General features: G+C 73.4%; 24 protein-coding genes and 3 tRNA genes. 6 read left to right on the top strand and 21 right to left on the bottom strand.

What is annotated here, in order from left to right; genetic code table 11:
* The first annotated feature begins 235 nt into the window (after positions 1-235).
* Genes AC1Q5D_RS08455 through AC1Q5D_RS08440 form a run of 4 tightly spaced genes read left to right on the top strand, consistent with a single transcriptional unit; the run spans position 236 to position 3,969 of the window.
* Positions 236-1,405: a sensor histidine kinase gene (locus AC1Q5D_RS08455; protein ID WP_481738144.1), complete on the top strand. Its 1,170-nt coding sequence runs from the start codon at positions 236-238 to the stop codon at positions 1,403-1,405.
* Positions 1,406-1,415: 10 nt separating this feature from the next.
* On the top strand, positions 1,416-2,129 hold the full coding sequence (locus tag AC1Q5D_RS08450) for a LytR/AlgR family response regulator transcription factor (protein ID WP_481738143.1): 714 nt from the start codon (positions 1,416-1,418) through the stop codon (positions 2,127-2,129).
* Between the two features lie 20 nt (positions 2,130-2,149).
* On the top strand, positions 2,150-2,479 hold the full coding sequence (locus AC1Q5D_RS08445; protein ID WP_481738142.1) for a hypothetical protein: 330 nt from the start codon (positions 2,150-2,152) through the stop codon (positions 2,477-2,479).
* On the top strand, positions 2,476-3,969 hold the full coding sequence (locus AC1Q5D_RS08440) for a sodium/solute symporter (protein ID WP_481738141.1): 1,494 nt from the start codon (positions 2,476-2,478) through the stop codon (positions 3,967-3,969). Before AC1Q5D_RS08445 ends, AC1Q5D_RS08440 begins: the two co-directional genes overlap by 4 nt.
* On the opposite strand, the gene AC1Q5D_RS08435 is transcribed toward AC1Q5D_RS08440, so the two are convergent.
* From AC1Q5D_RS08435 to rpsB, 6 genes are all read right to left on the bottom strand, one after another.
* Complete coding sequence (locus AC1Q5D_RS08435) at positions 3,950-4,534, bottom strand: DivIVA domain-containing protein (protein ID WP_481738140.1); 585 nt, start codon at positions 4,532-4,534, stop codon at positions 3,950-3,952. The genes AC1Q5D_RS08440 and AC1Q5D_RS08435 overlap by 20 nt on opposite strands.
* An 85-nt stretch (positions 4,535-4,619) precedes the next feature.
* Complete coding sequence (locus AC1Q5D_RS08430; protein WP_481738139.1) at positions 4,620-5,549, bottom strand: phosphatidate cytidylyltransferase; 930 nt, start codon at positions 5,547-5,549, stop codon at positions 4,620-4,622.
* Entirely contained in the window at positions 5,549-6,106 is a 558-nt protein-coding gene (gene frr, locus AC1Q5D_RS08425; RefSeq protein ID WP_481738138.1) for a ribosome recycling factor, read from the bottom strand. Before frr ends, AC1Q5D_RS08430 begins: the two co-directional genes overlap by 1 nt.
* 129 nt (positions 6,107-6,235) lie before the next feature.
* The gene (gene pyrH / locus AC1Q5D_RS08420) at positions 6,236-6,982 is read right to left on the bottom strand and encodes a UMP kinase (protein ID WP_481738137.1); all 747 of its coding nucleotides are present in this window, start codon (positions 6,980-6,982) and stop codon (positions 6,236-6,238) included.
* Between the two features lie 150 nt (positions 6,983-7,132).
* Positions 7,133-7,972: a translation elongation factor Ts gene (gene tsf / locus AC1Q5D_RS08415; protein WP_481738136.1), complete on the bottom strand. Its 840-nt coding sequence runs from the start codon at positions 7,970-7,972 to the stop codon at positions 7,133-7,135.
* Positions 7,973-8,079: 107 nt separating this feature from the next.
* Positions 8,080-8,949 (bottom strand): 30S ribosomal protein S2, encoded by an 870-nt coding sequence (rpsB, locus tag AC1Q5D_RS08410; protein ID WP_481738135.1) that lies wholly within the window; start codon positions 8,947-8,949, stop codon positions 8,080-8,082.
* A gap of 789 nt (positions 8,950-9,738) precedes the next feature.
* Here rpsB and AC1Q5D_RS08405 point away from each other — a divergent pair.
* A complete protein-coding gene (locus AC1Q5D_RS08405) occupies positions 9,739-10,113 on the top strand; it encodes a murein hydrolase activator EnvC family protein (protein ID WP_481738134.1) in 375 nt (124 codons plus the stop codon).
* Here the strand turns inward: AC1Q5D_RS08405 and AC1Q5D_RS08400 are convergent.
* The 7 genes from AC1Q5D_RS08400 to AC1Q5D_RS08370 all read right to left on the bottom strand — a co-directional run bounded on the left by AC1Q5D_RS08400 (position 10,110) and on the right by AC1Q5D_RS08370 (position 15,313).
* Positions 10,110-11,324 (bottom strand): glycosyltransferase, encoded by a 1,215-nt coding sequence (locus AC1Q5D_RS08400; RefSeq protein WP_481738133.1) that lies wholly within the window; start codon positions 11,322-11,324, stop codon positions 10,110-10,112. The two genes, AC1Q5D_RS08405 and AC1Q5D_RS08400, sit on opposite strands and share 4 nt — an antisense overlap.
* Before the next feature lie 18 nt (positions 11,325-11,342).
* Positions 11,343-11,419 (bottom strand) — tRNA-Ile (locus AC1Q5D_RS08395).
* 66 nt (positions 11,420-11,485) lie between these two features.
* A complete protein-coding gene (locus tag AC1Q5D_RS08390; RefSeq protein WP_481738132.1) occupies positions 11,486-12,697 on the bottom strand; it encodes a glycosyltransferase in 1,212 nt (403 codons plus the stop codon).
* 93 nt (positions 12,698-12,790) lie between these two features.
* Complete coding sequence (locus tag AC1Q5D_RS08385; RefSeq protein WP_481738131.1) at positions 12,791-13,696, bottom strand: DMT family transporter; 906 nt, start codon at positions 13,694-13,696, stop codon at positions 12,791-12,793.
* A complete protein-coding gene (locus AC1Q5D_RS08380) occupies positions 13,696-14,304 on the bottom strand; it encodes a CDP-alcohol phosphatidyltransferase family protein (RefSeq protein ID WP_481738130.1) in 609 nt (202 codons plus the stop codon). The genes AC1Q5D_RS08385 and AC1Q5D_RS08380 overlap by 1 nt, the downstream gene beginning before the upstream one ends.
* A 55-nt stretch (positions 14,305-14,359) precedes the next feature.
* The gene (locus AC1Q5D_RS08375; RefSeq protein WP_481738129.1) at positions 14,360-15,064 is read right to left on the bottom strand and encodes a phage holin family protein; all 705 of its coding nucleotides are present in this window, start codon (positions 15,062-15,064) and stop codon (positions 14,360-14,362) included.
* 176 nt (positions 15,065-15,240) lie between these two features.
* Positions 15,241-15,313 (bottom strand) — tRNA-Asn (locus AC1Q5D_RS08370).
* Between the two features lie 92 nt (positions 15,314-15,405).
* On the opposite strand from AC1Q5D_RS08370, the gene AC1Q5D_RS08365 reads away from it, so the two are divergent.
* Positions 15,406-16,497, top strand: a complete 1,092-nt coding sequence (locus AC1Q5D_RS08365) for an alanine racemase (RefSeq protein WP_481738128.1) — start codon at positions 15,406-15,408, stop codon at positions 16,495-16,497.
* Positions 16,498-16,730: 233 nt separating this feature from the next.
* Here the strand turns inward: AC1Q5D_RS08365 and AC1Q5D_RS08360 are convergent.
* The 8 genes from AC1Q5D_RS08360 to AC1Q5D_RS08325 all read right to left on the bottom strand — a co-directional run bounded on the left by AC1Q5D_RS08360 (position 16,731) and on the right by AC1Q5D_RS08325 (position 25,962).
* Positions 16,731-16,803, bottom strand: a tRNA-Asn gene (locus AC1Q5D_RS08360).
* Between the two features lie 155 nt (positions 16,804-16,958).
* The gene (gene dnaG / locus AC1Q5D_RS08355; RefSeq protein ID WP_481738127.1) at positions 16,959-18,959 is read right to left on the bottom strand and encodes a DNA primase; all 2,001 of its coding nucleotides are present in this window, start codon (positions 18,957-18,959) and stop codon (positions 16,959-16,961) included.
* A 99-nt stretch (positions 18,960-19,058) separates the two neighbouring features.
* A complete protein-coding gene (locus AC1Q5D_RS08350; RefSeq protein WP_481738126.1) occupies positions 19,059-20,375 on the bottom strand; it encodes a deoxyguanosinetriphosphate triphosphohydrolase in 1,317 nt (438 codons plus the stop codon).
* Positions 20,368-21,579 (bottom strand): tRNA dihydrouridine synthase DusB, encoded by a 1,212-nt coding sequence (gene dusB / locus AC1Q5D_RS08345; RefSeq protein ID WP_481738125.1) that lies wholly within the window; start codon positions 21,577-21,579, stop codon positions 20,368-20,370. The genes AC1Q5D_RS08350 and dusB overlap by 8 nt, the downstream gene beginning before the upstream one ends.
* 41 nt (positions 21,580-21,620) lie before the next feature.
* On the bottom strand, positions 21,621-22,244 hold the full coding sequence (locus AC1Q5D_RS08340) for a cation efflux transmembrane domain-containing protein (protein WP_481738124.1): 624 nt from the start codon (positions 22,242-22,244) through the stop codon (positions 21,621-21,623).
* Between the two features lie 72 nt (positions 22,245-22,316).
* A complete protein-coding gene (locus AC1Q5D_RS08335; RefSeq protein WP_481738123.1) occupies positions 22,317-23,630 on the bottom strand; it encodes a YibE/F family protein in 1,314 nt (437 codons plus the stop codon).
* A gap of 20 nt (positions 23,631-23,650) precedes the next feature.
* Complete coding sequence (locus AC1Q5D_RS08330) at positions 23,651-24,565, bottom strand: GNAT family N-acetyltransferase (RefSeq protein WP_481738122.1); 915 nt, start codon at positions 24,563-24,565, stop codon at positions 23,651-23,653.
* Between the two features lie 11 nt (positions 24,566-24,576).
* The gene (locus AC1Q5D_RS08325) at positions 24,577-25,962 is read right to left on the bottom strand and encodes a glycine--tRNA ligase (RefSeq protein ID WP_481738121.1); all 1,386 of its coding nucleotides are present in this window, start codon (positions 25,960-25,962) and stop codon (positions 24,577-24,579) included.
* Positions 25,963-26,026 lie beyond the last annotated feature (64 nt).

Genomic DNA, 26,026 nt, shown 5'->3' with positions numbered 1-26,026 from the left:
CGCGTGATCCCCATCACTCTGCGGGAGGCGCGCCCCGCCTGTGAAGCGCGTCACGGTCCCGGTGGGGCCAGCGGCGCCGTTCGTGCGCCGAACGGCGTGCCGGCACGCCCAACGGCGAGGCCACCGGGCCGCGGCGGGGCCCGCCGGGGCACCGGCGGACTCGGCCGGGCCCTGCCGTGGCGCTGCGCGGCGAGGGCCGGGGCGCCCGGCGCCGGGGCGGCCGTACGCTGGGCGCATGCTCTCGCCCGCGTTGCAGACGGTCCTGGTCGCCGCCGTCGTCCTGGCCGCCGTCGCCCTCGCCTTCCTCGCCGGCCACCGGATCGTCCGCTCCTCGCGCGATCTGGGCACCAACGCCGACCGGGCCACGTACCGGACCCTGCACACCGTCTCCCTCGCCGCGCCCCACCTGGCGGAGGGGCTCACCGCCGACGGCGCGGCCCGCGCGGCCCGGCACCTGCGCACCCTGCTGGGGTGCGACGGGCTGCTGGTGGCGGGGACGACGGCGGTGCTCGCCCGGCACGGCGACCTGCCGGCCGGGCTGGACGACGCGACCGTAATCCCGCTGGCCGGGCAGGCGTGCGCGGACGGGCGCACCCTCGTCGAACGGATCGACGGCCGCGACGCCGTCGTCGCCCCCCTCGTCGTGGGCGACCGCTCGGTCGGCTGCCTGGTCGCGGTGTGGCGCCGCGCCGGCGCCTCCCCCGTCCGCGCCGCGCGCGAGGTCGCTGCCTGGGTGGCCGCCCAGCTGGGCCTGGCGGAGCTCGACGCGTCCCGGGCCCTGCTCATGGAGGCCGAGGTCCGCGGGCTGCGCGCCCAGATCAGCCCGCACTTCATCTACAACAGCCTGAACGCGATCGCCTCGTTCATCATCACCGACCCGGTGCGCGCCAGGCAGCTGGTCGTCGAGTTCGCGGACTTCACCCGCTACTCGTTCCGGCGCCGGGGCGACTTCACGACGCTCGCCGAGGAGCTCGAGGCCATCGACCGGTACCTGCTGCTGGAGAAGGCGCGGTTCGGCGACCGCATCCGCGTGAACCTGGAGATCGCGCCCGAGGTCCTCGGCACGGTGATCCCGTTCCTGTCGCTGCAGCCGCTCGTGGAGAACGCCGTCCGCCACGGGCTTGAGGCGACCGAGCACGGGGGGCTGATCACCATCGCGGCCCGGGACAGCGGCGAGCACGCGGTGATCACGGTCGAGGACGACGGCGCGGGCATGGACCCGGACGAGCTGCGGCGCGTCCTGGCCGGCACGACGCAGGACGTGCACGTGGGGCTGCGCAACGTCGACGTCCGGCTCCGCCAGTTCTACGGGGAGGGGCACGGGCTCGTCATCGACACCGCCCCCGGCGCCGGCACGCTGATCACGTTGCGGGTCCCCAAGTTCCGGCCGCGGACGCCCGCCTAGAATGGGTGCCATGATCAACGTGGTCGTCGCCGACGACGAGCTGCCGGCGGTGGCCGAACTGGCCTACCTCCTGGAGCAGGACCCGCGGGTGGGTGACATCCACCGGGCCACGTCCGGCGCGCAGGCGCTGAAGGCCCTCGAGGAGTTCGACGTCGATGCGCTCTTCCTGGACATCCACATGCCGGCCCTGTCCGGGCTGGACATCGCGCGCGTCCTCTCGCGGTTCAGCCGCCCGCCCGCGGTGGTGTTCGTGACCGCCGACGAGGCGCAGGCGCTCGAGGCCTACGAACTGGCGGCGCTGGACTACGTCCTCAAGCCGATCCGCCCCGAACGCCTGGCCGAGTCCGTGCGCCGCATCTGCGAGCAGGTCCAGGACCCGGGAACGCCCGACGAGATGGTGACCGTCGACCAGGGCGGGACCACCCGGATGATCCGGCGCGGCGACATCCGCTACGTGCAGGCCCAGGGCGACTACGCCCGGCTGCACACCGCCGACGCCAGCTATCTGGTCCGCGTGCCCCTGAACGACCTGGAGCGCCAGTGGGGCCCGGGGTACGTGCGGATCCACCGCAGCTACCTCGTGGCGCTGGCCCACGTCGATTCCATCCGGCTGGCCACGGGCAACGCCTCCGTGCTCGTCGGCGGAGCCCAGCTGCCCGTGAGCCGCCGCGCGCTGCCCCAGGTGCGCGAACGCCTCGCCGCCCACCGGGTCCGCCCGCTGTGACCGGCCAGGCGCCGCGCCGCGTGCGCGTCACGGCCCCGCCCGGTCCCGTCCGCCTCCCGGCCCACCGCCCGGGGCCCGACCCGCTGGACGACGTCTACGTGCGCTCCCTCGTCCGCGCCCAGCTGCGGCTGGCCCTGTCCGTGGCGCTGGGCTTCCTGCTGCTGCTCGTGGGCCTGGCCGTGCTCGTGGTCGCGTGGCCGCAGATCCACGACGTCCGGCTCTGGACCGTCCCGCTGCCGTGGGTGGTGCTCGGCGCCGGCGTCTACCCGATCGCGCTGCTCGGCGCGGTCGCGTACACGCGCGTCGCCGCCCGGAACGAGGCCCGCTACCGGGAGTTCGCGCAGCGGTGAACGCCGCCGTCGCCCTCGCCGCGGTCGCCGCCGTCACGGCGGCCGCCGTCGTGATCGCTGCCCTCGGCCTGCGCTTCTCCCGGACGACGGGCGACTTCTACGTCGCCTCCCGCACCGTGCGCCCCTGGTGGAACGCGTCCGCCATCGGCGGGGAGTACCTCTCCGCGGCCAGCTTCCTGGGCGTGGCCGGCCTGATCGTGGCGACGGGGCAGGACGCGCTGTGGTTCCCCATCGGCTACACGGCCGGGTACCTGATGCTGCTGCTGTTCGTCGCCGCTCCGCTGCGCCGCTCGGGCGCCTACACGCTGCCGGACTTCGCGCAGATCCGCCTCGGCCCCGGGACCGCCCGGCACACCACCAGCGTGCTCGTGGTCGTCGTCGGCTGGCTCTACATCGTGCCGCAGCTGCACGGGGCCGCACTGACGCTCGGGATCGCGAGCGGGCTGCCCGGCTGGGTCGGCTCACTCCTGGTCATGGCCGTCGTCTGCGTGACCGTGTTGTCCGGGGGCATGCGCTCGATCACGTTCGTGCAGGCGTTCCAGTACTGGCTCAAGCTCGCCGCCCTGGCCGTCCCGGCGGTGTTCCTGCTGGTGCACCTGGGCGTCGCCGGGCGCTCCCCCACGGCCGGCGGCGCGGTGTTCGACGCCGGCGGCGCGGGCGAGGGCGGCCTGTACGGATCGATCTCCGTCATCGTCGCGCTGCTGTTCGGCACGCTCGGGCTGCCGCACGTGCTGGTCCGCTTCTACACGAACCCGGACGGGCCGTCCGCGCGGCGCACGACGGTGATCGTCCTGGGCCTGCTGTCGCTGTTCTACGTGTTCCCCACGATCCTGGGCGTGCTGGGCCGGGCCTTCACGCCGGAACTGGCGGACACCGGCACCGCCGACGCCTCGGTGCTGCTGCTGCCCTCCCGCGTGGTCGGCGGGGCGGCGGGCGACGCGCTGACGGCGCTGGTGGTCGGCGGCGCGTTCGCGGCGTTCCTCTCGACGACGTCGGGGCTGGTCGTCTCGCTGGCCGGCGTCATCAGCCAGGGCCTGTTCTCCGGGACGGTGCGCGGCTTCCGGGCGGCCACGGTCATCGCGTGCGCCGTGCCGCTGCTGCTGGCCGTGACGATGGAGTCCTTCGCGCTGGCGGGCGCCATCGGCGCGGTGTTCGCCTTCACCGCGTCGACGATCTGCCCGCTGCTGCTGCTGGGGATCTGGTGGCGCGGCCTTACCCCCGCCGGCGCAGTGGCGGGGATGGCCGTGGGGGCGGTGGCCTGCGGCGGCGCGCTGCTGGCCGCCAGCCTGGCGCCGGGGCTGCCCCCGGCGGCGTTCGCCGCGCTCTCGCGGCCGGCCGCGTGGACCGTGCCACTGGCCTTCGCGGTCTGCGTGGCGGTCTCGCTGGCGACCCGGCCCGCGCGCGTGGACGCCGCCGCCGTCATGCGCGGCCTGCACGCCCCGGAGCGGCTCCCCGAGGCCGGGCCGGACGTCAGTCGATCGAGGCCATGAGCTCGACGACGCGGTCCAGGAACGCGTCGACCTGGCTCTCCTCGTAGCCCTCCTCGCCCCGGGACTCGCGGAACGTCGCGCGGCGGACCGTATCCACGCTCATTGGCGTGTCGTGGTCGAAGTAGCCGACGAGCTCGTCGCACAGCGCGTCGACGTCCTCGATGTTGTAGCTGGGGGCGTTGCGGCGGCTCGGGCGGCGGAAGCGCTCGCCCGGGGCGCGGTGCAGGCGGCCGCGCAGGATGGCGGAGAGCCGGCCCACCTGGCCGAGCCAGGCCTCCTCCCCCTCGGCGTCGATCAGGGCGTCGCGCTCGCGCTGCGCGAAGACGTCCTCCAGCCGGTCCAGGGCGGAGTCGACCTCCCGGGCGCTGTAGCCGCCCTTCTGGGGCTCGAACGCGGTCCGGCGGACCAGGTGGCTGGTCACGATGCTCTCGTCGTCGTCCGTCCCGTTGAACGTGGCGCGGGCGCGGGCCAGGAACAGGTCCACCTGGCGGGTGTTGTACCCGTACTCCTGCCGGTCCACCCTCTCGAAGGGGGCCTGCGTCTGCTGTGCGTTCTCCTGGCTCACTGGCTTTCCTTGGTGTCTGCGGCGGGGCGCGGTCTGAACGGGGCGGGGCGGGCGGCGTTCCGCCCAGACCATCCTAGCCGTGTGGCTACGGGCCGCCCGGCATCAGCAGCACGGAGATGGCGTACGCGACGGGCGAGGCGAAGACGACGGAGTCCAGCCGGTCCATCACGCCGCCGTGCCCGGGCAGGATGTTGCTCATGTCCTTGATGCCGACCTCGCGCTTGACCATGGACTCGGACAGGTCGCCCAGGGTCGCCGCGGCGACGGTCGCGGCGGCGAGCAGCAGCCCGGCCCACCACGGCTCGTCCAGCAGGAACACGCTGGCCAGCACGCCGACGCCTATCGCGCCGGCGACGGAGCCCGCGAAGCCCTCCCAGGACTTCTTGGGGCTGATCTTCGGGGCCATCGGGTGGCGGCCGAGGAACGCCCCCACCAGGTAGCCGAACGTGTCGTTGGCGACCACGAGCAGGAGCATGGTGGCGACCTTCAGCGGCCCGCCCGGCTCGTTGAAGAGCAGGATCGCGAAGCTCGTCAGGAAGGGGACCCAGAGCAGGATGAAGACCGAGCCCGCGACCGAGCGGTAGAGGTTGGCCCCGCCGTCGGCCACGCGCCACACCAACAGCAGCAGCGTCGTCGCGGCCAGGGCGAACCCCACCGCCTCCTCGCCGCCGAAGTGGGCCGCGAAGGGGAGCGCGACGGCGCCGACCGCGAGCGGCACCGCGGGGACGTCGATCCCGGCCACCGCCAGGGCGCGGCTGCACTCCCAGCAGCCGACGACGCAGAACAGCGCGACGAGCGCGACGAACGCGACCGGCAGCAGGAGCAGGCCCAGGAGCACGACGGCCAGCAGCACCAGGCCGACGGCGACCGCCGCCGGCAGGTCCCGCCCGGCCCGGGAGGGCCTCGCCTCGGCCTGCCGCCGCGCGCGGCGGGAGGCCGGCTCCCCGGCGTTGTCGACCGGGGAGCCGGCGGGGTTGCTCCCGCCGGCGCCGCCCGGCTCGGCGGGCGTGCCCATCAGACCTCCAGGAGTTCGGCTTCCTTGCGCTTGAGCAGGTCGTCGATCTCGTCGACCTTGCGCTTGGTCAGGACGTCGAGCTCCTTCTCGCCGCGCGAGCCGTCGTCCTCGCCGATCTCGCCGTCCTTGACCAGCTTGTCGATCGCGTCCTTGGCCTTGCGGCGGTGGTTGCGCACGGCGACCTTGGCGTCCTCGCCCTTGCCGCGGACCACCTTGACGTACTCCTTGCGGCGCTCGGCCGTCAGCTCCGGCAGCACGACCCGGATCGACTTGCCGTCGTTGGAGGGGTTCGCGCCGATCTCCGAGTCGGACAGCGCCTTCTCGATCTCGCGCAGCGCCGTGACGTCGTAGGGGGTGATGAGGATCGTGCGGGCGTCGGTGACGGCGAACGAGGCCAGCTGCTGCAGCGGGGTGGCGGAGCCGTAGTAGTCCACCATCACCTTGGCGTACAGGCCGGGGTTCGCGCGGCCGGTGCGGATGGACGAGAAGTCCTCCTTGGCCGCCTCCACCGTGCGGTCCATCTTCTGGGCCGCGTCCTGCAGGGTCTCGTCGATCACGTGGTTCTCCTTCGTGGTCCGCGGCCGGTCCGCGCCGCCGCGGTGTTGGTCCGCAGTGCTTCGTTCATCCTATGCCACGGGCCGCCGCCGCCGGCGCGGGACGTGCCCGCCGGGCGCGGTCCGGGGAGGTCAGGCCGTGACGCGCGTGCCCATCGGCTCGCCGAGGATGGCGCGGGTGACGTTGCCTTCGCCCTCCATGCCGAAGACAACCATCTCGAGCCCGTTGTCCTTGCACATGGTCATCGCCGTCTGGTCCATGACCCGGATGTTCTTCAGCAGGGCCTCGTCGTAAGTGAGGGTGTCCAGCCGGGTGGCGGCGGGGTCCTTTTTCGGGTCCGCCGTGTAGACCCCGTCGACGCCGCTCTTGGCCATCAGGACGACGTCGGCGTGCACCTCGAGGGCGCGCTGGGCGGCCACGGTGTCCGTGGAGAAGTAGGGCAGGCCGGCGCCGGCCCCGAAGATCACGACCCGGTCCTTCTCCAGGTGCCGGATGGCGCGGCGCGGGATGTAGGCCTCCGCGACCTGGGCCATCGAGATGGCCGACTGCACGCGGGTCTCGACGCCGGCCTGCTCGAGGAAGTCCTGCAGGGCCAGGCAGTTCATGACCGTGCCGAGCATGCCCATGTAGTCGGCGCGCGAGCGGTCCATGCCGGACTGGCTCAGCTCGGCGCCGCGGAAGAAGTTCCCGCCGCCGACCACGATCGCCGTCTCGACCTCGCCGACCGTCGCCGCGATCTGCTCCGCGACCCCGCGCACGGTCACCGGGTCGACGCCCAGCTTGCCGCCGCCGAACACCTCGCCCGAGAGCTTGAGCAGGACGCGCCGACGGCCCGGGGCCGGGCGGAGTTCGTCGGGCGTGGGCAGGGTCGATTCCATGGTGCCTCCTGGGCGTGGCGGTGCGCCGCCGTCGTTCTCTGCTGGGTCTGGGGGGTCCTGCTGGGAGGATACCGGCACGACAAGGGGGTGGCCACCATGGGTGGCCACCCCCCTGCGCGCGTTGGCGGGCGGACGTGCCGCCGGCGCCCGCTAGTTCCCGACGCGGAAGCGGGCGAAGGCGGTGGCCTTCACGCCGGCTTCCTCGAGGACCTTGCCGACGGACTTCTTCGCGTCCTTGGCGAAGGCCTGGTCGGTGAGGACGATCTCCTTGAAGAAACCGGTCAGGCGGCCCTCCACGATCTTCGTCAGCGCGGCCTCGGGCTTGCCCTCGGCGCGGGCGGTCTCGTCGGCGATGCGGCGCTCGTTCTCGACGGTCTCGGCCGGGACCTCCTCGCGGGAGAGGTAGGTCGGGGCCATGGCGGCGGTGTGCACGGCGACGTCGTGGGCGACGGTCTGCGCACCGTTGCCGGAGCCGTCGACGGCCATGAGGACGCCGACCTGGGCCGGGAGGTCCTTGGCGGTTTTGTGGAGGTAGGCGTCGACCAGTGCGCCCTCGACGCGGGCCAGGCGGCGCACGACGACCTTCTCGCCGAGCACGGCACCCTCCTCGACGACGACCTCGGAGAGCGACTTGCCGTCAACGCTGGCGGCCAGGAGGGAGTCCAGATCCGCGGCGCCGGAGGCGACGGCGGTGTCCAGGACCTTGTTGGCCAGGGCGATGAACTTCTCGTTCTTGGCGACGAAGTCGGTCTCGCAGTTGACCTCGACCATGTAGCCGACGGTGCCGTCGACGACGGTGGCGGCCACGAGGCCCTCGGCGGTCGAGCGGCCCTCGCGCTTGGTCGCGCCCTTCAGGCCCTTGATGCGGATGATCTCGATGGCCTTCTCGGCATCGCCGTTGGCCTCGTCGAGGGCCTTCTTGACGTCCATCATGCCAGCGCCGGTGCGCTCGCGGAGGGCCTTGATGTCGGCGGCGGTGTAGTTCGCCATATGCAACTCCTCGTGGTGGTTCTGACTGGTGACCGGGCCGCGCCTGGTGGGCGCGGCCCGGTTGTCCGGTCCGGCGGGGCTGGCCCGCCGGACCGGGAGTCGGATTGCTACTTGGCGTCCTCGGCGGGGGCCTCGGGGGCCTCCGTCGCGGCCTGGCCCTCGGAGGCGGGGGCCTCGGGCGCCTGGCCCTCGGCGGCCTGGCCCTCGGCGGCCTGGCCCTCGAGCAGCTCGCGCTCCCACTCGGCCAGCGGCTCGGCCGGGGCGTCGGCGTTGCCCGAGTTGCGGTTGTTGCGGGCGATGAGGCCGTCGGCCACCGCGTCGGCGACCACGCGCGTCAGCAGGTTGACGGAGCGGATCGCGTCGTCGTTGCCCGGGATCGGGAAGTCGACCTCGTCCGGATCGCAGTTGGTGTCGAGGATGGCGACGACCGGGATGCCCAGCTTCTTGGCCTCGTCGACCGCGAGGTGCTCCTTCTTGGTGTCGACCACCCAGAGCAGCGACGGGGTCTTGGAGAGGTTGCGGATGCCGCCCAGGTTGGACTGCAGCTTGGTCAGCTCGCGCTGGAGCAGCAGCAGCTCCTTCTTGGTGTGGCCGGAGCCGGCGACGTCCTCGAAGTCGATCTCCTCGAGCTCCTTCATGCGCTGCACGCGCTTGGCGACCGTCGCGAAGTTGGTCAGCATGCCGCCCAGCCAGCGCTGGTTGACGTAGGGCTGGTTGACGCGGGTGGCCTGCTCGGCGATGGCCTCCTGGGCCTGCTTCTTCGTGCCGACGAAGAGGACGGTTCCGCCGTGGGCCACGGTGGCCTTGACGAACTCGTAGGCGCGGTCGATGTAGGACAGCGACTGCTGCAGGTCGATGATGTAGATGCCGTTGCGCTCGGTGAAGATGAAGCGCTTCATCTTCGGGTTCCAGCGGCGGGTCTGGTGGCCGAAGTGGACACCGCTGTCGAGCAGCTGGCGCATGGTCACGACTGGCATGTCGTGCTCCTTCCGGCAGTGGCGGGCCGGCCCGGGCGGGCCGCGGTAACTGCCTTGTTGTTGTTTCGGTTGACGGCGCCGCACCAGGTCGGGTGGCGCCCCTGGCAGGCTGTCCCCCGTGGGGCCTGCCGCCCTCCGGGTCTTCCGGACCGTGGGCGGCGCGGTCCACCCGAACCAGGTGGTGGGTGGAGGCGTCCTGCGCGAAGTCGGCTCCCGAACCGGCGCCCGGACAGGGGGCATCGGCGCATGGAACCGCAGGCAAAAGTGTACTACACGCGGCGCGCCGGTCGGCGCCGTCCGCCCCTCCACAGCCGGGTGTGGGGCGGACCATGTCCACATCCGCCGCCGCCCCGGCCCGGGGCCGTTCCGCGCGGCGGAGGATGGCGGGGAACCAGGCCGGGCCGCCACCGCCGGCGACCGCGTGGCGGGGCGGCGGAACCGTCAGGAGGAACCGTGCAGCATCCCTGCAAGGGAAGAACGGCGCCGGGCGCGCGGAGGCGGGGCGCCCCGGGCCGTCCCGGCGGGCCGCCGTGGAGCTGGGGGCAGCCGCGGGACTCGCGGCCGGCGCGGGACTGGCGGCCGGCGCGCGGGACTCCGCCGCCCCGGCGGCGGGGGCACCGGCGGCGGGGGCGGCGCGGCTGGGGGCGCGCCCTCCGGTTGGCCGCCATCGCGGCCGCCCTGTGGGCAGGCACCGCTTCCGCGGTCCCCGGGCCGGACGCGGACCCCGGTCTAGCGCCGGAAGCCCCGTGGCGCTGGCCCGTCGGGCCCGGGGCGGCCGGGCCGGCCGTGGTGGCTGCGTTCGATCCGCCGCCGGAGCCGTGGGCCGCCGGCCACCGGGGCGCCGACCTGGAGGCCGCGGGCGGGGCCGCCGTGCGCGCTCCCGCCCCCGGGCGGGTGGCGTTCGTCGGCACCGTGGTGGACCGCCCGGTGCTGACCATCGAGCACTCCCCGGGACTGGTCTCGAGCTACGAGCCGGTCGTGGCCACCGTCGCGCCCGGGCAGCCGGTCGCGGCCGGGCAACGGGTGGGAACGGTCGCCGCCGGGGGGCACTGCTCGCTGCGCTGCCTGCACTGGGGGCTCCGGGTCGACGGCGCGTACGCCGACCCGCTGAACACGATCCGCGACCGCAGGCCGTCGGTGCTCCTGCCGGTACCGGACGGCTAGGTCCGCGCGTCGGCGGCGGGGGCGGCCGCCAGGACCCGCCGGTAGACGCCGAGCATCTCGCGCGTCTTGGCCGACTGGAGGAATCCGGAGGGATCGTACGCCGCCGTCGTGGGCCCGGTCCCGGCGGCGATGTCGGCGGTGGCGGTCCGCAGGGCCGCGGCCAACCCGTCGCGGGTCTGGGGCGCCGACGCCAGCCAGGCGGCCCCGGCGGGCAGGTCGGCGGCGATGCGGTGGTCGCAGAGAACGGACGGGGTGCCCAGGGCCGCCGCCTCGAAGACCGTCATCCCCTGGGTCTCGAAACCGATGGACGTCTGGACCAGCGCGTCGGCGCCGCGCAGGGCGGCGAGCATCTCCGGGTACGCCACGGAGCCGTGGAAGCGGACATCCGCCGGACGGATGCGGGCCGCGCGCGCCTCGGCGCGCCGGCGCAGGGCGCCGTCGCCGTACACGTGCACCTCGGCGTCGGTCCCGGAGGCGTCGAGGGCGTCCAGGAACTCCAGAAGGCGCTTTTCGGCGCTGAACCGCCCCGTCCAGACGAGGAGCGGACGACGCCCGGGCGGGCGTCGGGGAGTCGCGCGGAGGCGCTCTCCCCACTCGTCGTCCAGGCCGTTGGAGACGACGTCGACGGCCCGATACACGCCCCGCTCCTGGAGGAGCAGGGCGAAGTGCGACGACGGCGCGGTCACGGCCGCCGCCCGGTCCGTGTACCTGGCCAGGAAACCCCACGCGTCCCTGGCGGCGGGGCGGCCCGTGCGGAGGGCGGCGCGCTGCCACAGTCCCAGCCCCCGGAACACGAGTCCGGGCGCGGGGGCCGTCGCCTCGATCCCGACGTCCAGGCGGTTGTGCATCGTGTGGACGACCGGCGCCCGGTGCCGGGCCGCAAGGCGGTAACCGGCCAGGGCGCCCCAGAAGTCGGCCTGCACATGGACGAGGTCCAGGGGCGGGCGTCCGGCGAGGAACGCGTCGGCCGCCTGGTCGGACCGGCGCCCCGGCACCAGGGCGGAGTACTCCCCCGGCCCCAGCGGCAGGCTCGGCTGGGGCATGGTGTGCGGGTCCACCGCCGCGGCCCCGCGCCGGGGTGCGGGCGCGAGGATGCTCACCAGGTGCCCGGCCCGCTCGAGGTGGTCCCGCTGCAGGCGGACGGAGGTCTGCATGCCGCCGAGCGTGGACGGGTGCTGGTCCACGGCGATGGCCACGTGCAGCGGCTGCATCCACGCCTCCGTTCGCGTTGGTAGGGCGAGTGGGGCTTGAACCCACGACCCAGGGATTATGAGTCCCTTGCTCTAACCGACTGAGCTATCGCCCCCAAGTCCGGGGGTGCGACACCGGACTGCATCCATCCTAGTGGACCGGCCGCCGGCGGCCGGTGCGCCTACCCGGCGGCGTGGCCGCGCCAGCCCGTGGTGATCTCCGCGGCGGCCGCGCCCCGGTAGATGCGTTCGAACGCGTCGATGGTGCGTCCCTGGCTGTGCGCCGCGGCCTTGGCGTGGCCGGCCTCCCCCATGGCGCGGCGGCCCGGGGCGTCCAGGCCCAGGACCGCGTCGAGCTTCGCGGCCAGGTCGGCGGCGTCCCCGGGTTCGAAGAGGTACCCGTTGACGCCGTCGTCGACCAGGTGGGGCAGGGCCATGGCGTTGGCCAGCACGACCGGCCGGTACGCCGAGAGCGCCTCGAGGGTGACCAGGGACTGCAGCTCCGCCGTGCCGGGCTGGCAGAAGACGTCGCAACGCAGGTAGGCGCGGCGCAGCTGTTCGTCGTCGACGTGGCCCAGGAAGCTGACCCGGTCCGCGATGCCGCGTTCCGCCGCCCGCCGCTCCAGGTGCGGGCGCTGCTCGCCGCCGCCGATGATTTCGAGGCGGGGTGCGGGCTCGGTCCGGCTCGCGGCGACGGCGTCGATGAGCACGTCGATGTTCTTCTCGACGGCGAGCCGCCCCACGAAGAGCACGGTCGGGGCGTCCGGGCGCTCAATCGCTTCCCCGGGCCGCGGCTCGTAGTGGGCGGAGTCGATGCCGTTGGACAGCGGCAGGACATCCGCCAGCCGGGCATGGCGGCGCATGGCGTCCGCCGCCAGCGGGGTGGGCGTGGTGACGACGTCCGCCCGACGCATGACCCGGCCCATGTCGCGCCAGGAGTTGCGGGCAACGATCCGCTTGAACCACTGCGGGAACGGCAGGAACGGGTCGAGGTTCTCCGGCATGAAGTGGTTGGTCGCGACCGTGCGGATCCCGCGGCGCCGGGCCTGGGTGAGGGCGGCCTGGCCGACCATGTAGTGGCATTGGGCGTGGACGACGTCGGGGCGAACCTCGTCCAGGATCCGGGCCAGGTCGCGGGTGGCGTCCCAGGGGAAACAGATCCGGTACGACTCGTGGGTCGGCACGGCATGGGACTTCAGCCGGTGGACCACCGCCTCGGGGTGGGTCTCGACGGTGCCGGGGCCCGCGGTGTTGCGGGCGGCGACCACGTGGACCTCGTGCCCGCGGGCCGCCATGGCGGTGGCCAGCCGGTGGCAGAACACCGAGGCCCCGTTCACGTCCGGCGGATACGTGTCCGCGGCAATCAGAATCTTCAGGGGCGACTCACCGGTCACGTGTCTGGGGCTCCTCATGGTTCATCGGCGGTGCGGTCACTACTACCACTTCCCGGATCGCCGGAAAGTTCCCGCCGTCGGCGGGGCCCCGCGCTACCGGCCGGCCGCCTGGCGCCGCCGGGCCTCCTCCCGCCGCTGCAGCACGTCCGGGTGGTGGCGGGAGAGGGCAACGACGCCCACGATAGCAACGATCCCGGCCAAGACCATGGACAGCGCGGCGACGGGGTGCACATCCGGCCGGAGTTCCTCGAGGATGCCGATGCCGATGGCAATGCCGACAATCGGGTCGATCACGGTCAGCCCCGCGATCACGAGATCCGGGGGGCCGCTCGAGTACGCGTTCTGCACGAACCACGAGCCCAGTAGCCCCGCGACGACGACGGCGAGCACGACGTACCAGGACAGGTTGCCCAGGAAGCGCCCGTTGGGGTCCAGCAGCGCGATCGCGATCGTCCGCACGAGCACGGCCACGAAGCCGAACAGGACCCCCGCCCCGAGGATGCACCAGAACGCTCCGAGGCTGCCGCGCCGCACGAGCGCGAGCCCCCCGAACAGGGCGACCACCACGGCGAGCAGCAGCACCGTCGTGGCCTTCTGGCCCGTGGTGATCGAGTGGTTCTCGGCCGTGACGCTGATGGCCAGCAGGACGAACGCGATGCTCCCGGTCAGGCAGGCGGTCACGGCGAGCACCGTCGGGCGGTTCATGCGGATGTCCTGCTCGCGTGCGTTGACGACCGTGGTGATCACCAGGGCGATGGCCCCGATGGGCTGGACGACGGTCAGCGGGGCCGTGGCCAGCGCGTACACGTTCAGGGCCATGCCGATCACCATGAGCAGCAGCCCGAAGAGCCACCGTCCGTTCGTCAGCAGCCGTACGATGCCGCGCGAGCCGACGCTGAGCCCGCCGCTGGACGCCCGGACCGCACCGCCCTGGCGCTGCGCGCCGAACGCAAGGAAGAACGCGGCGGCCACGGCGCAGGCAACCGCTAGCCAGACCATCAGCGGTGGTGCCGGCGCGCCGCGGCCTTGCGGTGGGCCTGCACCAGGTATCCGGCGGACGCTGCCACGTGCAAGGCCGCGCCGGCCGCGAGCAGGACGGTGGCCACGGCCCCGAGGGGCCCCCCGTCGAGCCCCGGCACCCGGCTGAGCAGCACGAGCGGCGTGGCCGCCATGAGCACCGCGGTGCGGAGCTTGCCGAGGAGGGTCACCGGCAGTTCGGGGCTGCCGCGGAAGAGGATGAGTGCGTTCACGACGAGGACGACGTCGGGGACGATGATCGCGTACACGAACCACAGCGGCGCCAGGCCGGCGACGGTGATGGTCGCGGCGACGATGAACAGCGAGAGCCGGTCGGCGAGCGGGTCCAGCCACGTCCCGACCCGGGAGATCTGGTTGAGCCGGCGGGCGAGGTAGCCGTCCACCCAGTCCGTCGACCCGAGGAAGGCGAGCACGCCGGTGGCCCACGCGTACTCGTGGATGGCGACCAGCCACACGAAGACCGGGACGAGGAGGAACCTGACCAGGGTGACGACGTTCGGGAGCGTCCAGAAGGTATCGAGCACGCGGTACTCGATACCCCGGCGGAACCCGGCGCCGACGAACCTCATCGGTCCCCCCTCTTGAACCCCTGCGGACCGGCCGCGGACGGCCGACCCGTGCCGGCTAGCGCTTGGCGAGCTGGCGGACGAACCCGGCCAGGGCGGCCAGGGACACGGCCATCACGGCCAGCGGCTGCCAGCGCTCGCGCACCAGCTGGCCCGCGTCGTGGCCGGCGCTTCCGGCAGCGCCGGAGAACGACGCGACTGCCTTCTCCCGCTCGGCGGCCGCGCGGGCCTTGACGTTGACCTTCGGCTCGATCTCGTCGCGGATCCGGGCCAGGTGCTCGCGGCGCTCCTGCGTGCGGCGCAGCAGCTCCTTGTAGGGGACGGGCTCGGGCTTGGGCGCCTTGTCCTTGTCCTTGTCGGCCTTCTCCTGCTTCTCCTTCGGCTCGTCCAGGGAGGACGGGTCGAACGACGTGCCTTCGGCCAGGACGCCGGCGTCGTACTTGAGGCCGCGGATGGCGTCGGCGGGCACCAGCGGCATGGCCTTCTTGAACCGGCTGACGCCGACCAGGCCGAGGATCGCGGCGATGACCAGGAAGAGCGCGGCCACGAGCAGCGCGGAAAGCCACAGCGGCATGACCTGCGCGAGGCCGGCGATGGCCGCCACGAGCAGGGCGACGACGAGGAAGGACACGAACAGCAGGGCGCCGACCGCGAGCCCCGCCCCCACGCCGACGTGGATCCCCTTGCCCTTCATCTGGGCTACGGCCAGCGCGATCTCGTCGTTGAGCTGTTTCGGTGCCAACCGGGCGGCGGTCTGCGTCAAGCCAGTCAGGGTTGACGGGTGTCCAGTGCCGGTGCGTGCCATTGCTGTGCCTCCATCCTGTGCTGCCCCGTCGGGCCGAACAGTCCCCAAACTACCATCACGCCGGATCAGTCCAAGTCGGGGAGGAAATCCGGGGATTGAAAAGGGGCCCCGCCGTGTGGCGGGGCCCCTGGCCGCTCCCCCGACTGGACTCGAACCAGTAACCCTTCGATTAACAGTCGAATGCTCTGCCAATTGAGCTACGGGGGAATGAAGCGAAAAGCACTCTACCAGCCGGCGGGGCGGGCCGCGAAATCCGGGGCGGGTTGGACGTGCGGTCGGCGTGCTTGGAGACTGTCCCCATGACGCACAGCACACCGCACCTGCGGGTCGACGCCGGGATCCTCCAGCAGAACATCGACGCCATGGCCGCCCATGCCCGGGCCGCCGGCGTCGCCCTCCGGCCCCACGCGAAGACCCACAAGACCCTCGAGGTGGCCCGCCTGCAGCTCGAGGCCGGCGCCGTCGGCCTCAGCGTGGCCACCGTCGGGGAGGCGGAGGTGTTCGCTGCCGGGGGCTTCCGCGACCTGTTCGTCGCGTACCCCCTCTGGGTCGACGACGCGAAGGCGCGCCGCCTCCGCACGCTGGTCCGGGGCGGGGAGGACGACGGCGGGGCCCGGCCGGTGCGCCTCGCGGTCGGCGTGGACTCGGTCGAGGGGGCGCTGCGCCTCGGCCGGGCCTTGGGCGAGGACGCCGGGCGTGTCGCAGTCCGGGTGGAGGTCGATTGTGGCCACCACCGCAGCGGCACGGACCCCTCGTCCGCCGGGGATGTGGCCTTGGCCGCCGCGGGGGCCGGACTGGCGGTGGAGGGCGTGTTCACGTTCCCCGGCCACGGCTACGGGCCGGGCAACGCCGGGGCCGCCGCGGACGACGAGGCACGCGCACTGTCCGCGGCGCGCGACTCCGTCCTCGCGGAGGGCCTGGAGTGCGGGGTCGTCAGCGGCGGGTCCACCCCGACTGCCATGCTCTCCGCGGGTTCCGTGGTCACGGAGCTGCGACCCGGCGTGTACGTCTTCAACGACGCCCAGCAGCTCGAGGGCGGCACGTGCGGCGAGGACGGCGTCGCGCTGTCGGCCGTCTCGACCGTGGTCAGCAGCTCGGGCCGACACGCCGTGGCGGACGCCGGCAGCAAGGTGCTGGGGGCGGACCGGCCGGGATGGACGACCGGGTACGGCCGTGTCGCCGGGACCCCGGAGGCCCGGATCACGGCGCTCTCCGAGCACCACGCGACGCTTGAGTACCCCGAGGGCTCGACGGTTCCGCGGCCCGGGGACACCGTGCGCCTCTACCCGAACCACGTGTGCACGGCCGTGAACCTGGTGGACGAACTCGTCGTCGAGGGCGAGAGCTTCGGCGGCACGTGGCTCGTCCGGGCCCGCGGCCGAAACGCCTAGCCGGACCGCCGTCGCGGATCCGACCAACCGCCGCGCTTCCGAAAAACCGTCGCGGATCGGACAAGCCGTCGTCCCTCCGGCAGCACTCTGTCGGATTCGCGGCGGTGTGTCCGCGGCGGGTCAACGACATCGCCGCGTTCCGGGAGGCCAAGCTGCCGGGACGCGGCCCGTGCCGGCCTCGGCAGGAAAGACGAAGGTCCTGGCCGCTGAACGCGGACCAGGACCCTCAGACGCTCCCCCGACTGGACTCGAACCAGTAACCCTTCGATTAACAGTCGAATGCTCTGCCAATTGAGCTACGGGGGAAGGCAACGGATACGACTATACAAGAGCCGGGGCCCGCATGCTAAATCGGGGCTCCGCGGCGACGCTGCCCCCCGAAGGGCGGCGCACCCCGAAGCGGCCGGCCGCAGGGGCCGCGGCGGCGCACCACGCGCTGCCCTCGGCCCTTGCGCCCGTTCCTAGTCCTCCCGCAGGGACCGGCGGCGGAGCTCCAGCTCCATCAGCTCGCGGTTCAGGGCCTGGAACCCCTCGGGGTCGGAGGCCGGGTCCATCCGCTGGAGGCGGCCGATGAGCTCGGACTTCTGGTGCGTGATCTGCAGCTCGAACAGCCGGTTCATGATGTCCCGGCAGTACCGGGCCAGCGCCTCCTGGGAGTTGGCCGGGATCGGCGTGACGGCCAGCTCCGAGACGAACCCGCGCAGCGGCTCGGGGACCTCCTGGCGGATGGCCTCGACCCACTGCGAGAGCGTGGTGCCCGAGGCCCCCGCCGCCCGGACCGCCCCGTGCACGACCGCGTGGGCCGGCGCCATGAACCGCGCGTCGTAGAACGCCTGCCACTGCTCGGGCGTGAGCATCGCCGGCTGTTGGATGACCACCTCCAGGGACTCGCGCTCCATGCGCGTGACCGGGTCGTGCGGGTCCGGGCGCTGCAGGGCGGGGGCCCCGCCGTCGTACCCCTCCGGCTCCGCCGCCCCGCCGGAGGCGCGGCGCCCGTCCGCGGGGTTTCCGGACGGCCCGCGCCCGGGCCCGCCCGCGGGGCCCCTGCCCGGTTCGCCGGGGTGCCCCTGGCCCGGACCGCCGGTCCGGCCGGCCGCGGCGCCCGGGCCCCCGCCGGTGTTGCCCGCCTCGCGGGCGCGGCGCACGGCGGCCTGGACGGCGCGGCTGACGTCGTCGACGTCCATGCCCAGCCACCCGGCGAGTTCGCGCGCGTAGGCGGGCCGGATCGCGGAGTCGCGGATGCCGGCGACGATCGGGGCCGAGGCGCGCAGCGCGGCGACGCGGCCCTCGACCGTGTTCAGGTCGTGGCGCTTGAGCCCGGCCCGGATCGCGAACTCGAACAGCGGCCGCTTGCGCTCGATCAGCTCCAGCACGGCCTCCGGCCCGCGGTGCTGGCGCAGGTCGCAGGGGTCGGCCCCGGAGGGCTCGACGGCGACGTACGTCTGGGCGACGAACCGCTGGTCCTCCTCGAACGCGCGCAGGGCGGCCTTCTGGCCGGCCTCGTCGCCGTCGAACGTGAAGACGACCTCCCCGCCGGTCCCGTCGTCGCGCAGCAGGCGCCGCGCGATCTTGATGTGCTCGGCCCCGAACGCGGTGCCGCACGTGGCGATGGCCGTGCCGACACCCGAGAGGTGGCAGGCCATGACGTCCGTGTACCCCTCGACGACGACGATCCGCCGCTCCCGGGTGATGTCGCGCTTGGCCAGGTCGACCCCGTAGAGGACCTGGGACTTCTTGTATAGGGCCGTCTCCGGGGTGTTGAGGTACTTGGGGCCCTGGTCGTCGTCGTACAGCTTGCGCGCGCCGAAGCCGATGGTCGCCCCGGTCAGGTCGCGGATGGGCCAGACGAGCCGGCCGCGGAACCGGTCGTAGAGCCCCCGGTTGCCCTCGGAGAACATCCCGGTGAGCTTGAGTTCCTCGTCGCGGAAGCCCTTGTTCCGCAGGTGGCGCAGCAGCGAGTCCCACCCCTGGGGCGCGTAGCCGACGCCGAACCGGGTCCCGGCCTCCTCGTCGAAGCCGCGTCCGGAGAGGAAGCGGCGCCCGGTCTCCCCCTCGGGGGTCCGCAGCTGGGCCGCGAAGAACTCCTCGGCGACCTTGTGCGCGTCCAGCAGCCGCTGCCTCCGGCCCACCTCCTGCCGGTCCGGCCCGCGACCGCCGTCCTCGTAGCGCAGCTCGAAGCCGATGCGGGCGGCGAGCCGCTCGACGGTCTCCGTGAAGGTCGTGTGGTCCATCTTCTGGACGAACGAGATCACGTCGCCGGATTCGCCACAGCCGAAGCAGTGGAACGTGCCCACCTGCGGGCGGACGTGGAAGGAGGGCGTGCGCTCGTCGTGGAACGGGCACAGGCCCTTGTAGGAGCCGACGCCGGCGCCGCGCAGGGTCACGTACCCGTCGACGATTTCCTTGATGTCGGTGCGTGAGCGGACCTCGTCGATGTCCTCGCGCTTGATGAGTCCGGCCATGCGTTCCATCCTAGTGAGCCGCGCGGGACCGGCCGGCCCCGCGCAGCGGGTTGTGGACACCGGCCGCGCGGGCGGCGCGGCCGGCGGGAGGGGCGCCGGTCAGAAGAGCTCGGCGCTGAAGGACAGGCCCTGCACCAGCGTGGCGTGCCACTCCAGGGCGGACGCGTCCGTCAGGGAGGCGACCTGGTCGACCACGGCCCGCAGGCGCCCGGCGTCGTCGCGGGCGTGGCGCCAGTCCTCGGCGAACATCGGCTCCAGGTAGCGGTCCCCCGTCTCGTCCAGCAGCTGCACGAGCTCGGTGAGGACCTCGCGCTGCCGGTGGTAGATCGGCTGGCGCTCCTCGCTGGTCATCACGTACGCGGCGGCCAGGCCCTTCATGGCGGCGATCTCGTGCTCGGTCTCCGTCGGCACCACGATCCGGCCGTTGAACCGGGTGAGTGGGGCCGGGCCGAACTCGGCGCGCGTCGCCTCCATCGCGGCCTGGCAGAACCGGCCGATGAACTGGCTGGTCATGTCCTTCAGGGCGGCCATCGCCCGGCGCGTGCCGTCCGCGTGCGCGACCCACTCGTGGGTGGCCTCGAGCCGCGCCAGGGCCCCGTCGATGGCGGCGTCCTCCACGTCCGGCAGGTACCAGCGGCGCGTGCAGTCGATGACGCGGGCCCGCTGCTCGGCGTTGCGGATCCAGCGCAGCTGGAAGCGCCCGGCCACGATCGCGTCCTCGACGTCGTGGACGGAGTAGGAGATGTCGTCGGCCAGGTCCATCACCTGGGCCTCGACGCACGTCTGGCCGGCCGCCGGCGCCGGGGCCCCGCCGTCGTCCCCCGCGCGCAGCCACTCGAAGACCGGCAGGTCGTCCTCGTAGACGCCGAACTTCGGCGTCGGGCGTCCGCCGCGCAGCGGCGCGTCCGCGCGGGTCCAGGGGTACTTGCAGGCCGCGTCCAGGGACGCGCGGGTCAGGTTGAGCCCGGCGGAGGAGCCGTTGTGCCGGAACGTCTTGGTCTCCAGGCGCGTCAGCAGGCGCAGCGTCTGGGCGTTGCCCTCGAAGCCGCCGATCCCGTCGGCCAGGTCGTTGAGCGCGCGTTCCCCGTTGTGCCCGAAGGGCGGGTGGCCCAGGTCGTGGGACAGGCAGGCGGCGTCGACGACGTCCGGGTCGCAGCCCAGCGTCGCGCCCAGCTCGCGGCCGACCTGCGCGACCTCCAGCGAGTGCGTCAGGCGGGTGCGGACGAAGTCGTCCGACGACGGCGCGACGACCTGGGTCTTGGCGCCCAAGCGGCGCAGCGCGGACGAGTGCAGGATCCGGGCCCGGTCGCGCTCGAAGCTCGTCCGGTAGGACTTCTTCGCCGGCTCCGGGACCCAGCGCGCCTCGTCGTAGGGCGTGTATCCCGGGGTGGCCCGCGGCCCGGCCGCGCTAGCCACCGGAGACGTCCGACTCGGCGGCGGAGATCATGGCGCGGTGCTCGGCGGACAGCTCCCGGCTGGACAGCCAGCCGTCCGGCAGGGCCGGGCGCTTGGGCGAGCCGGCCCTGCCGCGCGGGCCCTCCGCGTCCGCGCCGGGGTAGGGGGCGGCGGGGTCCAGCTGGTCCAGGAGCCCGCGCAGCTGTTCCAGCGTGCCCACCGCGGCCAGCGCCGCGCGCAGCTCGCCGCCGACCTGGTAGCCCTTGAAGTACCAGGCGACGTGCTTGCGGATGTCGCGCAGCGCCTGCTCCTCGTTGCCGAAGTAGTCGATCAGCAGCTCCGCGTGGCGGTAGAAGGCCTCCCCGACCTCCTGCAGGCCCGGCGTGTGGCGGCGGTCGCTGCCCTCGAACGCGGCCTGCAGGTCGCCGAACAGCCACGGCCTGCCCTGGCAGCCGCGCCCGACGACGACGCCGTCGACGCCCGTGCGGCGGACCATCTCCACGGCGTCCTCCGCGCTCCAGATGTCCCCGTTGCCGAGCACCGGCACGTCCGGCAGCGCCTCCCGCAGCCGGGCGATCGCGTCCCAGTCCGCGGTGCCGGAGTAGAACTGGTTCGTCGTGCGCCCGTGCAGCGCGACGGCCGCCACGCCGTGGTCGCGCGCGATGCGGCCGGCGTCCAGGTAGGTCAGGTGGTCCTCGTCGATGCCCTTGCGCATCTTGATCGTCAGCGGGACGTCGCCGTGGGCCGCCTCGGTGGTGGCGGCGCGGACGATGGCCGTGAACAGGTCCGTCTTCCACGGCAGGGCGGAGCCGCCGCCCTTGCGCGTCACCTTCGGCACGGGGCAGCCGAAGTTCAGGTCGATGTGGTCCGCGCGGTCCTCCTCGACCAGCATCCGCACCGCGGCGCCGACCGTCTTCGGATCCACGCCGTAGAGCTGGACCGAGCGGACGTCCTCGTCGTCGTCGTGGGAGATGATCCGCATCGACTTCTCGTTGCGCTCCACCAGGGCGCGGGACGTGACCATCTCGGCGACGTAGAGGCCCCCGCCGTGTTCGCGGCACAGCCGGCGGAACGCCTTGTTCGTGATGCCGGCCATGGGGGCCAGCACGACGGGCGTGTCGATGGTGAGCCCGCCGAGGCGCAGCGGGGGCAGCTCCAGCCGGGGCGGCGCGGCGGGCGCGGGGGCCGGGGCGTGGGTTTCGGGGGCGGAGAGGGAGGCGGTCACTATCCCATTCTCCCAAACGGGCGCAAATCGGCGCGCGGCGGTCAGCCCCGGTCCTCCCCGGCCAGCGCGCGGGCCGCGAGCCGCTCCTGCCCGGCGGCCTCCCACACCTCCCACGCCGCGTGGAAGGCGATGGCGACGATCCCGAAGCCGAGCACGATGTCCGGCCAGCCGCTGCCCGTGGCCGCCGTCAGCAGGGCGACCGCGACGATCGCCGCATTGACGAGGACGTCGTTGCGCGCGGAGAGGAACGCGGCGCGGCCCACCGACCCGCCGTGCCGGTGGTGGCGTTTGAGCAGCCAGGCGCACAGGAGGTTGACGGCGGCGGCCCCGAGGGCCGTCGCCAGCAGGGGCCCGGGGGCGGGGGCCTCCGGGTCCAGCACCTTGCGCACGCCCTGGACGACGGCGGCGGCCGCCGGGGCGAGCAGCACCAGGGCCATGGCCCGCCCCGCCAGCGCGCGCCGGGACAGGCTCCAGCCGAGGGCCATCGCGACCAGCACGTTCAGGGCGGTGTCCTCCAGGAAGTCCACGGAGTCGGCGAACAGGGACACGGAGCCGATCGCGAGGGCGACCCCGGCCTCGACGAAGAAGTAGGCGAAGTTGATGCCGGCGACCGCGAGCACGGTGCGCCGCAGCGCGGTGATGGCTCCGCCGGCGGGATCGCTCACGCGCCGAATCCTACGCGCCGGAGGGCGGGACGCCATCCCGGGCGCGGGCGGGCGCTGGCATGGCCGGCCACCCTAGCCGCGGCGCGCCGGGGTCTCGCCCTCCGGGGCCGACAGCGCGGGCGCGCCCTCGGCGCCGGTCCGGCCGCGGGGCGCGGTCTGGCGGGGCGCTCCCCCGCGCCCCGGGCCCACCGCCTTGACGACGGCCACGGCGATCGCGGTGGTCACGGGGATCGCGAGGACCAGGCCGATGGAGCCGACGAGGGTCCGCACGACCTCCTCGGCCAGCTCCCCGCTGCCGAGGCTCTCCAGCAGCGAGCGCTCGTAGAGGCTCACCAGGATCAGCACGGGCAGGGCCGCCCCGGCGTAGGCGAACGCGATCGTGTAGACGGTCGACGCGATGTGGTCGCGGCCGATGCGCATGGCGGACGAGAACAGGTCCCGCGCGCTGCGGTGCGGCGACGCCTCGGCCAGCTCCCACACGGCCGAGGACTGCGTGATGGTCACGTCGTTGAGCACGCCCAGGCCCGCGACGAGCAGCCCGCACAGGATCACGCCGGACAGGTCCAGCGTCGGGACCTGGTTGACCAGCGAGAAGGCCGCGTCGTCGCCCACCCCCGTGAGGTAGGTGGCGTCCGTGGCCCAGGCGGCGAGCAGCGCGGTGACGGCCAGGCCGAACATCGTCCCGAGCAGCGCCGTCGTCGTCCGCGCCGAGAAGCCGTGGGCGAAGTACAGCACCGCGATCATGATCGCCGAGGACCCGACCAGCCCGACCAGCAGCGGCGGCTTTCCCTCCACGAGGGCGGGCAGGATGAACCAGGCGAGGATCGCGTACGCGCCCACCAGTCCGAGCAGCGCCCGCGCGCCGCGCCAGCGGGCGACGAGGCAGACCACGAACGCGTACGCGACGGCCAGGAGCAGGATCGGCGCCGTCCGCACGAAGTCGACGAAGACGTACGGGGCGGCGGAACCGGTCACCGCCCCGCGCAGGTCCAGATAGCGCACCCGGTCCCCGGCGTCGACGCCGCGGGAGGCCACGATCTCCGGCGGCACCTCGACCGGGACGGCCGCGCCGCCGGCGTCGGGGACGACGTAGGAGACCTCGCACTGCTGGGGCGTGCCGCCCACGTCCGCCGTGGCGCCCGCGGAGGGGCACTCCTCGGTGACCGTCTTCTGCACCGTGCCGGAGGTGAACACCACGCCCGCCGCCGTGGAGTACGGGTCCGCGAGCTGGATGCGGTCCGCGGCGGGGCCGGGCCAGAGCGCCGCCAGGCCGATGCCGGTCAGCAGGGCCAGCGGGACCAGGAAGGCCCCGAGGATCGCGGTGGCGCGGCGGCGGCGCACCGGGTCCGTCAGCGTCGGGCCGTCGTGGGAGTGCGTGTGGCCCATCGGGTCCTTCCGGGGCGCGGTCAGTCGGTGCTGACGATGTGGGTGGTCGTGACGACCGTGGCCTGGCCGGCGGCGATCAGGGAGTCGACGATGTCATTCAGCGGCACCATGGAGTCGTCGACCTCGAGCTTGACCGGGTACTGGTGCACCAGCATGGCCAGCAGGCCGCGCAGGTGCTCGCGCGCCTCGGCGTCGCCGAGGGTGGGGTCCCAGCCCATTAGCACGTCGGCGGGCGCGTCGACCCGGTCCGGCTCGTAGCTGATGGCGAAGACGAGGATGCGCCCGCCGTCGTCCTTGGGCCGGTCCCGCAGCACGACGGCGCCCTTGGCTCCGGTCGGTTCCGACAGCAGCATGGTCTGCGCGCGGCCCAACGTCATCTCGGAGCGGTCCCAGCCGTGGACGGCGTTGTAGAAGTCCGCGACGACCTGCGTCAGCTCGACGGAGCCGGTGGGCGCCTCCTCGAGCGTGAGCCCGTGCTCGTCGAAGACCGGCAGCTTCAGCGACTCGGGCTCGATGACGACGGCGCGGGAGCGCTGGATCGGCTTCTGCCCAAGCGATGCCGTGAACGCCGCCGCGGCGTCGGCCTCCTGCCCCTCGCCCGTGTAGCGGGACTTCAGGGCGGTCGCGCCCGAGGGCGGCTCCTCGGCGCGCAGGCGCCGGAGCAGCTCGGTCGCGATGCCCTGGCGCCGGTGGTCGCGGGCGACCTCGACGAAGAACCACAGCCGGTCGGGGTGGAGCGAGGACTCGAACACCGTGCCGGCGCCGATGGGCACGCCCTGGTCCTCGGCCACCAGGGTGCGCGCCCAGGGGTCGTCGGAGGACGCGCGCAGCATGGTCCGGTCGATGTGGGCCTGCGGCGTGGACGGGTCCCCCCACACCTGCAGGAGCGCCAGGTCGTCGCCGTCGCGCCAGGGGCGGTACGTGATCTCAGCCATGTCCGCCTCCCCTACGCGCCCGCCAGCCGGTCGGACAGGTACGACCGGACCTTGTCGAGCGCCACCCGCTCCTGGGACATGGTGTCCCGCTCGCGGATCGTCACGGCCTGGTCCTCCAGCGTGTCGAAGTCCACGGTGATGCAGAAGGGGGTGCCGATCTCGTCCTGGCGGCGGTACCGGCGGCCGATGGCGCCGGCGTCGTCGAAGTCGATGTTCCAGGTCCGGCGCAGCTCGTTCGCCAGCTCGCGCGCCTTCGGGGAGAGGTCCGCGTTGCGGCTCAGCGGCAGCACGGCCGCCTTGACCGGGGCCAGGCGCGGGTCGAGGCGCAGCACGGTGCGCTTGTCCACGCCGCCCTTGGCGTTGGGCGCCTCGTCCTCCGTGTAGGCGTCGACGAGGAACGCCATCATGGAGCGCGTCAGCCCGAAGGACGGCTCGATCACATACGGCGTGAAGCGCTCGCCCGTGGTCTGGTTGAAGTAGGACAGGTCCGTGCCGGACGCCTTCGTGTGGCTGGACAGGTCGAAGTCCGTGCGGTTCGCGACGCCCATGAGCTCGCCCCACTCGGACCCCTGGAACCCGAAGCGGTACTCGAAGTCGATGGTGCCCGCGGAGTAGTGCGCGCGCTCATCGTCGGGGACGTCGAACTGGCGCATGTTTTCCGGGTTGATGCCGAGGTCCAGGAACCAGTTCCAGCACGAGTCGACCCAGTGCTTGAACCACTCGTTGGCCTCGTCGGGCGCGGTGAAGAACTCGATCTCCATCTGCTCGAACTCGCGGGTCCGGAAGATGAAGTTGCCGGGCGTGATCTCGTTGCGGAACGCCTTGCCGATCTGGCCGATGCCGAACGGCGGCTTCTTCCGGGAGGCGGTCAGCACGTTGTTGAAGTTCACGAAGATGCCCTGGGCGGTCTCCGGCCGCATGTAGTGCAGGCCGGTCTCGTTGTCGACCGGGCCGAGGTACGTCTTGACCAGGCCGGAGAACGTCTGCGGCTCGGTCCACTGGCCCTTGGTGCCGCAGTCCGGACACGGGATCTCGCCCATCCCGTCCTGCGGCGCCCGGCCCTTCTTGGCCTCGAACGCCTCGAGCAGGTGGTCCTGGCGGTGGCGGTGGTGGCACGAGAGGCACTCGACCAGCGGGTCGGTGAACGTGTCCACGTGGCCGGAGGCGGCCCAGACCTGCTTCGGCAGGATGATCGACGAGTCGAGGCCGACCATGTCCTCGCGCCCCCGGACGAAGGTCTGCCACCACTCGCGCTTGATGTTTTCCTTGAGCTCGGTGCCGAGCGGCCCATAGTCCCAGGCGGAGCGGGAGCCTCCGTAGATCTCGCCCGCCTGGAAGACGAATCCGCGCCGCTTGGCGAGCGAGATGACCTGGTCGAGCTTGGACTGGGGCGCCATGTGTGAACTCCAATGGTGGTTAACGAGGCCGCTGGGTGCGGTCCGCCGGGCACGTACGGGCCCA

It is taken from the genome of Arthrobacter paludis (assembly GCF_056782315.1).
Note: the sequence above shows the minus strand (reverse complement) of the source record. Positions and strands in the feature narration are given on the sequence as shown.